This is a genomic window from Pandoraea sp. PE-S2T-3 (assembly GCF_002179965.1).
Classification (GTDB): Bacteria; Pseudomonadota; Gammaproteobacteria; order Burkholderiales; family Burkholderiaceae; genus Pandoraea.
The window spans coordinates 99,850-109,354 of the sequence record NZ_NGUQ01000016.1 but is presented as its reverse complement, the minus strand read 5'-3'; the positions used below and the strand labels follow the sequence as shown (position 1 = coordinate 109,354).

8 protein-coding genes are annotated in these 9,505 nt (G+C 63.8%); 6 read left to right on the top strand and 2 right to left on the bottom strand.

Features of this window, described 5'->3' with window-relative positions; genetic code table 11:
• Positions 1 to 284 precede the first annotated feature (284 nt).
• Entirely contained in the window at positions 285 to 473 is a 189-nt protein-coding gene (locus CDV46_RS15495) for a glycine zipper 2TM domain-containing protein (RefSeq protein ID WP_058379190.1), read from the top strand.
• Positions 474 to 501: 28 nt separating this feature from the next.
• On the opposite strand, the gene CDV46_RS15490 is transcribed toward CDV46_RS15495, so the two are convergent.
• Complete coding sequence (locus CDV46_RS15490) at positions 502 to 882, bottom strand: hypothetical protein (protein WP_087723464.1); 381 nt, start codon at positions 880 to 882, stop codon at positions 502 to 504.
• A gap of 352 nt (positions 883 to 1,234) precedes the next feature.
• On the opposite strand from CDV46_RS15490, the gene CDV46_RS15485 reads away from it, so the two are divergent.
• The 4 genes from CDV46_RS15485 to fusA all read left to right on the top strand — a co-directional run bounded on the left by CDV46_RS15485 (position 1,235) and on the right by fusA (position 6,989).
• Positions 1,235 to 1,504, top strand: coding sequence for a MoaD/ThiS family protein (locus CDV46_RS15485; protein WP_087723462.1), 270 nt, complete (start codon positions 1,235 to 1,237; stop codon positions 1,502 to 1,504).
• 109 nt (positions 1,505 to 1,613) lie between these two features.
• Positions 1,614 to 2,792, top strand: coding sequence for a WD40/YVTN/BNR-like repeat-containing protein (locus tag CDV46_RS15480; protein WP_371328782.1), 1,179 nt, complete (start codon positions 1,614 to 1,616; stop codon positions 2,790 to 2,792).
• A gap of 285 nt (positions 2,793 to 3,077) precedes the next feature.
• Complete coding sequence (locus CDV46_RS15475) at positions 3,078 to 4,727, top strand: methyl-accepting chemotaxis protein (protein WP_087689158.1); 1,650 nt, start codon at positions 3,078 to 3,080, stop codon at positions 4,725 to 4,727.
• Between the two features lie 162 nt (positions 4,728 to 4,889).
• Complete coding sequence (gene fusA, locus CDV46_RS15470) at positions 4,890 to 6,989, top strand: elongation factor G (RefSeq protein ID WP_087689157.1); 2,100 nt, start codon at positions 4,890 to 4,892, stop codon at positions 6,987 to 6,989.
• Between the two features lie 82 nt (positions 6,990 to 7,071).
• Here the strand turns inward: fusA and CDV46_RS15465 are convergent, their stop codons facing one another.
• Positions 7,072 to 8,373 (bottom strand): hypothetical protein, encoded by a 1,302-nt coding sequence (locus tag CDV46_RS15465; RefSeq protein WP_140413386.1) that lies wholly within the window; start codon positions 8,371 to 8,373, stop codon positions 7,072 to 7,074.
• Positions 8,374 to 8,558: 185 nt separating this feature from the next.
• Between CDV46_RS15465 and pdxY the strand changes: the two genes are divergently transcribed.
• A complete protein-coding gene (gene pdxY, locus CDV46_RS15460) occupies positions 8,559 to 9,416 on the top strand; it encodes a pyridoxal kinase PdxY (protein WP_087723477.1) in 858 nt (285 codons plus the stop codon).
• Positions 9,417 to 9,505: the final 89 nt, after the last annotated feature.

Genomic DNA, 9,505 nt, shown 5'->3' with positions numbered 1-9,505 from the left:
GATACCCTTCAAGGGCCGCACACTGTGCGGCCCTTGTCGTTTCTGCGGTGCCATTTCTATTTCGCCTGCGCGCGGCCTGCATGACATTCCCGCACCGGTACCTGCCCCCTCGCTTCCCCAGTCTCCCGTCGCAGTGTCTGTCGTCCTATTCCTACAGCCGATTCAGTTTCAGCCGATAGTGCACGCGCGATGCGACAACTAAGCTGTACCCATACCGCCGCGCGCTACATGGCTACGCGTGAAATACGTGAAACGCGGCTGACACTCGCTACAGGAGACACATCATGAAGACGGCGAAGTCGATTCTGGTTCTGGCCACCGCGCTCATCATGGGCGCGTCCATCGTCGGTTGCACACTCGGCGGCGCCGCAGCCGGTGGCGTCATCGGCCACGAAGCTACTGGCGGCAGCACCGCAGGCACGATTGGCGGCGCCGTGGTCGGCGGCGTGATCGGTCACGAGTTGGGCAAGTAACCGGTTGGCGGCCGTCAATGCGCCTCGATTACGCACGCCAATCGGGAGACATTAGCGGCGCGCCCTTCCATCTGGGTTCCCCGCCCACGATGTACAGCGGGCCGTTGGACGCGTACGCGTACATCACCATCGCATCGCCCGTCAGTGCCTCCACCGCTGCGCGGGCCGCATCGACGCTATCGAAGCGCTTGGCCTGCGACGTGCATACGGCGTAGTGCCGGCCGCCGCCGGGCAGGTGCCCGTCCTGCCGCCCGACAAAGGCCGCCTGCCGGCCAAGCCACACGAAGTGGCCCTCGCATTTCGCCAGTGCCGGCGGTCGCTTGACCGTCGAATCCTCCGTCTGCGACGGCTCGCCCGCCCGGTGCAAACGCAATTGCCGCCGGATCGCCGCGTCCGACCAACGTCCCATTCCAATATCTCGTGCTTTGCTCTTCGCCATCGCTCATTCCCCCGGTGTTGGCCTGCGGCACTGCGCTCGCGGGCACTCCGATAATGGTGAACAATAAAGCGGTGAATGGGGTTGGGGAGTGTCCGATATACGATGCCGCGCCCCGGGATCACGCTTCACACGCCCCGAAACTCACGGGTCGTTAACCAAAGGGTGCATCGCGTCGATCGCGATTCTCGACACCTCGATTCAGCTCGCAGCGTTTGCAGTCAGCCCGGAGCGGGCGTTATTCCCCGCCCGCTACAACGCAGCCATCACGCAACAGCGCTGCAACGCGCACTACGGGGCCACGCACCGTTGTCTACACTGAGACATGGCAACCGTCACGTTTGCACCCGCAATTCAACGTCACGTCTCCGTCGATGAACAGCAGGTCGACGGTGCCACCGTGCAATCCGCGCTCGCCACATGCACGACGCGGGCGCCCGGCTTGCGCGGTTATCTCTTCAACGATCAGGGCCGTTTGCGCGCGCATGTCGCGGTCTTTGTCGACGGCCATCTGATCAAGGATCGCAGTCATCTGAGCGATGCCCTCGACGCAGAGAGCCGCGTGTACGTTGCACAAGCGCTGTCTGGCGGGTGAGTGGACGAATCTCTCAGCTGAAAAAAGGTTGATGCGGCGATATGCGCGAGTCGGTCTGCGCGGCCAACCGAACGGGTGAGCAAACCGCAGACTGCCGAGGAGGAGGATCGTGGAAAGCGACACCAGACCCGCACTGCGGGTCGCCACCCGCAAGGGCTTGTTCACCTGGCATCGCGACGCGTCAGGCTGGCAGTTGGTCTCCAGTACCCCTGAGTTTCCTGGTGAGCCCGTGAGCGCGGTGCTGCACGACGCGCGTGATGGCAGCGACTATGCAGCCCTCAATCTCGGGCACTTCGGCGTGAAGCTCTGGCGCAAAGCGGCCGGCGCCCGTGAATGGACCGAACTGGCGCCACCCGCCTACCCGCAAGCCGACGGCGCAGGCACAGGCGCCGGGACCGGCAACGCAAGCAGCGCCAACGACGTGGGACTTGCGACTTCCTCAGTGCCCCCAACATCCTCCGAGCCGCAAGCCCCGAGCGTCGAACTTCTCTGGACACTAGAAGCCGCCGGTCCCGACGCGCCCGGCGTGCTGTGGGCCGGCACGATCCCGGGCGGCTTGTTCCGCTCGCCCGATCACGGTGAGCACTGGCATCTCGTGCAAAGCCTGTGGGACCGCCCGGAGCGAGCCGAATGGATGGGTGGCGGCTACGACCACCCCGGGCTGCACTCCATCTGCATCGACCCGCACGACAGCCGTCATGTCATCGTGGCAATCTCGACCGGCGGCGTCTGGCGCACGCGCGACGACGGCCAGACGTGGGCGCTCGCCGCCACCGGCATGGAGGCGGATTACATGCCGCCGGAACGTCGTCTCGATCCGAACGCGCAGGACGTCCACCGTCTGGTGCAATGCCGTACCGCGCCCAACGCGTTATGGGCTCAGCACCATAACGGCATTTTCCGCAGCCTCGATTTCGGCACCCAATGGCGCCGCATTCATGCCCTGCCGTCGAGCTTCGGCTTTGCCGCAGCGGTCGATCCGCATGACCCCGATACCGCCTGGTTCGTGCCTGCACAACGCGACGCCTGCCGGATTCCCGTCGACGCCCGCCTCGTCGTCACCCGCACCCGCGACGGCGGCGAGACCTTCACCACCCTCGCCCACGGGCTGCCCGAAACACCGTCGTACGACCTGATCTACCGGCACGGCCTCGATGTCGACGCCAGCGGGCGCACGCTCGCCATGGGTTCGACCACCGGCGCCCTGTGGATCAGCGAGGACGCGGGCGAGCGCTGGCAGTGCATGAGCACACATCTGCCGCCCATTTACGCCGTCAGGTTTGTATAGGATTCATGTCGGCGTTTACCCCGTTCGTCTGTAAGACACCTTCAGAGAGTCGTATTTCAAGTCGTATACGAAGGTAGACGGACTGGCTTCCCTCGAATCCCCCCGTCACGCGTCGCCGGACATGTCACACGTGTCGAACCCGGCGCGTGAGCCAACGTCGCGTCGTACCGTATCCCTTGTATTGACGCGTGCCGCGGCAGCCCGGCGACCACTCCTCGCAACGTCGCAAACGTCACGTCACCCGTGACGCTGCGACATCACATCCCTAAAACGGAGTCATTCCCTATGCGAATCGCCGACCTTAAAATCCGGACCCGGCTGGCCATCGGCTTCGGCACCCTCCTGGTGCTGTTGCTCGCCATGCTCACCATCGCGCTGGTACGTTTCGTGGCGATCGAACGCGCCAACGAGATGCTGCTGACCAGCGCCTGGTCCAAGGCCGATGCGGCCCACACCATCGACGCCATGGTGCGCGGCAACGGACGCCGTCTGCTCGAAGTCTTCACCACGAACGACCCCGCGCTACGCAAGACGTACAACGAGCGCATCGACGTGAACCTCGCGCGTATCGCCCAAGCCCAGCAGGTGCTGGACAAATACGTCACGTCCGACGACGGCCGCGCGCTGCTGGCCAGCATTCGTCAGCATAACGAGACATTCCAGAAGGCCCGCACCGCCGTGAACACCCAACTCGCCGCCGACCAGCGCGACGCGGCCCTCGGCGTGGTGGAACGCGAGGCCTTGCCCGCGCTCGATGCCATGCAGGCCGAGGCCGTGGATCTCGTCAAACTCCAGCAGAAGATCGTCGACGAGACCGGTGCGGCCACCAGCGCCGACATTGTCTTCGCCAAGTGGTTGCTTGCTGCCATCGGGGCGGCCGCAGCCATCGTGGGGATTGGGGCGGCATGGTCGGTCACGCGCAGCGTCACGCGCCCGATCGCGCGCGCCGTGCAGATTGCCGAGCGCGTGGCGCAAGGCGATCTGACAAGCCGCATCGAGGTCACGAGCCGCGACGAGACTGGCCAGTTGATGGCGGCTCTCAAACACATGAATGAAAGCCTTGATCAGATTGTGCGGCGCGTGCGCACCGGCACGGCGGCGATTGCCTCGGCATCCGGTGAATTGCTCGCCGGCAATACCGATCTTTCGGCACGTACCGAAGAGCAGGCGGCATCGCTCGAAGAGACCGCATCGTCGATGGAACAGTTGACGGCCACCGTCAAACAGAACGCCGACAATGCGCGTCAGGCCAGCCAGTTGGCCGCGAATGCGTCGGAGATTGCGGGCGAAGGCGGTCGCGTGGTGGAGCGTGCCGTCTCGTCGATGCAGGAAATCGCAGCCAGCTCGACGAAAATCAACGACATCATCGGCGTGATCGACGGCATCGCCTTCCAGACGAATATTCTGGCGCTCAACGCCGCCGTCGAAGCGGCGCGCGCAGGCGAACAGGGCCGTGGCTTCGCTGTCGTGGCCGGTGAGGTGCGTACGCTGGCGCAACGCAGCGCCGCTGCCGCCAAGGAAATCAAGGGGCTCATCGAGACGTCGGTCGGCAAGGTCGAAGACGGCTCGTCGCAAGTGCGCGAGGCCGGCCGCACCATGACCGATATCGTGCAGGCCGTGCAGCGCGTGACCGACATCATGGGTGAGATTTCCGCAGCATCGGCGGAGCAGTCTGGCGGTATCGAGCAGGTCAACACCGCCGTGATGCAGATGGATCAGGTCACACAGCAGAATGCCGCCCTCGTCGAAGAAGCCACGGCCGCCGCCGGCTCGCTCGAAGATCAGGCGCGCAACCTGCGCGAAGCCGTCGCCGTGTTCCAGTTGCCCGGCGGGCAGGCCCTGAACCCGATGCATGACGGTGACGACCTGGCACCCGCGGCCAACACCCCGCGCGGTGCCGTACTCGCCTTCTCCCGCGAGCGCCACATCGCCTGATGCAGCAGGCCGGCGCAGGCGGCTTGCCCGCCTGCGCCAGTCGGTCGCAAAGCCCCGTGGCTGCTGGTCTTCGGGGCGAATTGCCTGCCAGCGCGGTAACGCGACATTGGAGTATGATGGCTGCTCCTATGCTTTTCCCACGCCTGGCAAAAGAGGTGCATCGTGCCCCGAGAAACTCCCATCGAGCGCTATCGCAACATTGGCATTAGCGCTCACATCGACGCTGGCAAGACAACGACGACCGAGCGGATCCTGTTCTACACGGGCGTCAATCACAAGCTCGGCGAAGTTCACGAAGGCGCAGCCACGATGGACTGGATGGAGCAGGAACAGGAGCGTGGCATCACGATTACGTCGGCTGCCACCACCTGCTTCTGGGCCGGTATGGCCGGCAACTATCCGCGCCACCGCATCAACATCATCGACACCCCCGGACACGTCGACTTCACGATTGAAGTCGAGCGCTCCATGCGCGTGCTCGATGGCGCCTGCATGGTCTACGACTCGGTCGGCGGCGTGCAGCCGCAGTCGGAAACGGTCTGGCGTCAGGCCAACAAGTACAAGGTGCCGCGCATCGCGTTCGTCAACAAAATGGACCGCGTCGGTGCCGATTTTTTCCGCGTGTACAAACAGATTCACGAGCGTCTGCGCGGCAACGCCGTGCCGATTCAGATTCCGATCGGCGCCGAAGACAACTTCCAGGGCGTGGTCGACCTGGTGAAGATGAAGGGCATCGTCTGGGACGAAGCGTCGAAAGGCGTGAAGTTCGACTACATCGACATTCCCGACAATCTGAAAGCAAGCGCGCAGGAATGGCACGACAAGCTGATCGAAGCGGCGGCCGAGGCTGACGAGGCGCTGCTCGAGAAATACCTCGGCGGCGAAGCCCTCACGGAAGACGAGATCAAGGCCGGCTTGCGCAAACGCACGGTCGCCGGCGAGATCGTGCCGATGCTGTGCGGTACGGCCTTCAAGAACAAGGGCGTGCAGGCCATGCTCGATGCGGTGATCGACTACCTGCCCTCACCGGTCGACGTGCCTGCCATTGCCGGTCACGACGAAGACGACAAGGTGATCGAGCGTCACCCGGCCGATGACGAGAAGTTCTCGGCCCTCGCGTTCAAGATCATGACTGACCCGTTCGTCGGCCAATTGATCTTCTTCCGCGTGTACTCGGGCGTGATCGAATCGGGCGCGACGGTCTATAACCCGACCAAGAGCAAGAAAGAGCGCATGGGGCGCATTCTTCAGATGCACGCCAACCAGCGCATCGAGTTGAAGGAAGTGCGCGCGGGCGATATCGCGGCTGCCGTCGGCCTGAAGGAAGCGACCACGGGCGACACGCTGTGCGACCCGGACGCGATCATCATCCTCGAGAAGATGGAATTCCCGGAGCCGGTGATTTCGCAGGCAGTCGAGCCGAAGACGAAGGTCGATCAGGAGAAGATGGGCCTGGCGCTCAATCGTCTCGCGCAGGAAGACCCGTCGTTCCGTGTGCAGACCGACGAAGAGTCTGGCCAGACCATCATCTCGGGCATGGGCGAGCTACACCTTGAAATTCTGGTCGATCGCATGCGCCGAGAGTTTGGCGTGGAGGCGACCGTCGGCAAGCCGCAGGTGGCCTATCGCGAGACCGTCCGCAAGAAAATCGAGGACGTGCAGGGCAAGTTCGTCAAGCAGTCGGGCGGACGCGGTCAGTACGGCGACGTGGTGATCACGCTCGAACCGGACAAGGAAAAGCTGTACGAATTCGTCGACGCCATCAAGGGCGGCGTGGTGCCGCGCGAGTACATCCCGGCGGTGGACAAGGGCATTCGCGAGACGCTGCCGAACGGTGTGGTCGCCGGGTACCCGGTGGTCAACGTGAAGGTCACGCTCACGTTCGGCTCGTACCACGACGTGGACTCGAACGAAAACGCGTTCCGCATGGCCGGTTCGATGGCGTTCAAGGAAGCGATGCGCCGCGCCGAACCGGTGCTGCTCGAACCGATGATGGCGGTGGAAGTCGAGACGCCCGAAGAGTTCATGGGCAACGTAATGGGCGATCTGTCGAGCCGTCGCGGCATGTTGCAGGGCATGGACGACATCGCGGGCGGCGGCGGCAAGCTGGTGCGCGCCGAAGTGCCGCTGTCTGAAATGTTCGGCTACTCGACATCGCTGCGCTCGCTCACGCAAGGCCGCGCAACGTACACGATGGAGTTCAAGCAATACGCGGAAGCCCCGAAGAACGTGGCCGAAGCGATCATTTCGTCGAAGAAGTAAGCTCGCCCCTTACGGGAGCCAGCCACGCCCGCTGCCGGGCCGTCATGAAAGATGACGGCGATCCGGCAGCGGGCGTTTTCATTTACCCCGAGCGCGCCAGCACGCCCAGCGCGAGATCCATGGCGATGTCTCGCCGGTCATCGGCAGAATCTACGGCGGCCATCTGCTTGTCGAACGCGAAGTAGTAGTCCATCAACGCCGCGTATTCCGGACGGGCATTCCCGCCTATCTCGATGCCATCCTCGTTGGCCTTCATCATGTCGACCATCGTGCGGATGCCCGGCACCCAGTCATACAGCACATGGGTCACGAGGTGCGGGCCGCATAGATCACTCAACGTACGTGTGAGCCACGCATCCGGTGCTTGCGTCGGCGCGCACAACCACTCGCGATAGCACGGCGGCGCGCCGTCGCCAGTCATCTCCTGCCACTTGCGCCACATGTTGTCGTTGATGGCTTCGATGGCCGGATTGCCCGGCAACGACGCCATGATTCCCACATGCAACGGACTGTATTGGCAAGCATGAGGCGGCACGATGAACCCGCTCACCGCCACGTCGGCCAGCGCCAACGCCTCAGGCAGCGTCAGCGGGCCAAATCGGAACTTGTCGCGCGGATCGAACAAGATGCCACCGAGTGCGTGCAACACCCGGTAGCGCACGGCGTCGTGTGGCGCGCTCCAGTATTTCGCTGCCGTCAGCTCACGGAACATGGCAAACGACGGCGAAGCCGCGAAGTCGCGAAAAAACGGCTCGTCGGTGAGGACTTTGACTGTGACGTTCGGCAAACCATCGAGTTGCTGGTGCAACGCAGGTGCCTGCGCACGCGACTTCATGACGTGAAGTTGCACGGCAAATGACGGCGACGCCTTCTCGAAACTACGGCCCAGACGCGCGATGTTGGCAAATATCCATGTCGACATCCTGCCACCGAGCCATACCGTATGCGCCACACGCGGCAGCGGTTTGCGCACAGCCTCCGGCGGCAAAGATACGGCGTGCGCGGCAAAGCGATACCCCATGCGCTTGAGCCGGTATCGCTGCTGTACGGCACTCGTCACAGCGTCAGTGTCCGGCGTCGGCGCAGCGCGCTTGAACCACTTGTCGACCACCCCCTCGTTGCCGAAGTACTGTCGCGTGCCATCGAGACGTCTGGCGTACCAGAGGTCATAGGCCAGATCTCTGTGCACCGGCACTTCGCCGCCTTCGAAGCGAATGGCGAAGGCGAGCGTCTCGGGCTTCAGCACGGCCTCGGTGCAATCGAGTTCGTCGGCAAATCGCCGGGCGATGACGCTGCGCCTGGGCGTTGTGATGGCGTCTGGCGTCGCGGCAGACGTGGCGGCAACAGAAGCGTGTGGCCGTGTGGATGAGGTGGACGAAAGCATGAGCCGGAATGGGGATGTGTGAACGGAATGAACACCGTATCCGGCTGCGCCGCGCCTGCTTTTGCAGTCCGCCCGCCGCCCTTGGCATTGCATCCCGGTAATGCGCGGTGCTACGCTGACCGTCTGTCGCTTTTGGCATGACGCGTTTTGCGTTACCTATGGCTCTGCCTTCCCGCCTCGTCACCATGAAAAACATTCTCAGCATCCAGTCGCATGTGGTCTTCGGACATGCCGGCAACAGCGCCGCCGAGTTTCCGATGCGCCGTCTTGGCGTGAACGTCTGGCCGATCAACACGGTGCAATTCTCGAATCACACGCAATACGGCAAATGGACCGGACAGGCGCTGCCGAGCGAAGAAATTCTGCGGCTGGTCGATGGCATCGCCGATATCGGCGAACTGGCCAATTGCGATGCGGTGCTCTCCGGTTATCTCGGCGCGCCCGAGCAGGCCGGCTTCGTGGTCGAGGCCGTGCGACGCGTGAAGCAGGCGAATCCGGCGGCGATCTATCTGTGCGACCCGGTGATGGGGCATCCGGAGAAAGGGTGTCAGGTCAAACCGGGCATCGAGCAGTATCTGGTCGAGCACATGCCGGACGTGGCCGACATCATGACGCCCAATCATCTCGAACTGGAAAAGCTGTCACAGCATCCGATCGATACGTTCGACGATGCGCTCGCCGCCTGTCGTGCGCTGCTCGCACGAGGGCCGAAGATGGTGCTGGTCAAGCATCTGGAATACACGGGCAAACCCGCCGGCCGCTTCGACATGCTCGTGGTCACGGCCGACGAAGCCTGGCATGGCTCGCGCCCGCTCTACCCGTTCTCGCGCCACCCGGTGGGCGTGGGCGACCTGACCTCGGGCATCTTTCTCGCACGTCTGCTGAAGGGCGATACGGTGCGGGCCGCGTTCGAACACACGCTGGCCGCCGTCGATGCCGTGCTGTCGGTCACGCATCTCGCCGGGCGCTACGAGTTGGAAATCGTTCGCGCACAGGACGAGATTGTGAACCCGCCGCGCCGTTACGAAGCGCGGGCGGTGTAAGGCGACTGCGCGGCGCTATCGCGGATAACGGCAGGCGGCATCCGCCGGGGCCAACGCCTCGACAGATGCACTCCGCCGTTCACTGACCG

Bases quoted from the DNA above. Each gene is read 5' to 3' on its own strand.
- CDV46_RS15495 (WP_058379190.1), top strand. From the start codon at position 285: ATGAAGACGGCGAAGTCGATTCTGGTTCTGGCCACCGCGCTCATCATG.
- CDV46_RS15475 (WP_087689158.1), top strand. From the start codon at position 3,078: ATGCGAATCGCCGACCTTAAAATCCGGACCCGGCTGGCCATCGGCTTC.
- CDV46_RS15465 (WP_140413386.1), bottom strand. From the start codon at position 8,373: ATGCTTTCGTCCACCTCATCCACACGGCCACACGCTTCTGTTGCCGCC.
- pdxY (WP_087723477.1), top strand. From the start codon at position 8,559: ATGAAAAACATTCTCAGCATCCAGTCGCATGTGGTCTTCGGACATGCC.
- CDV46_RS15490 (WP_087723464.1), bottom strand. From the start codon at position 882: ATGGGACGTTGGTCGGACGCGGCGATCCGGCGGCAATTGCGTTTGCAC.
- CDV46_RS15485 (WP_087723462.1), top strand. From the start codon at position 1,235: ATGGCAACCGTCACGTTTGCACCCGCAATTCAACGTCACGTCTCCGTC.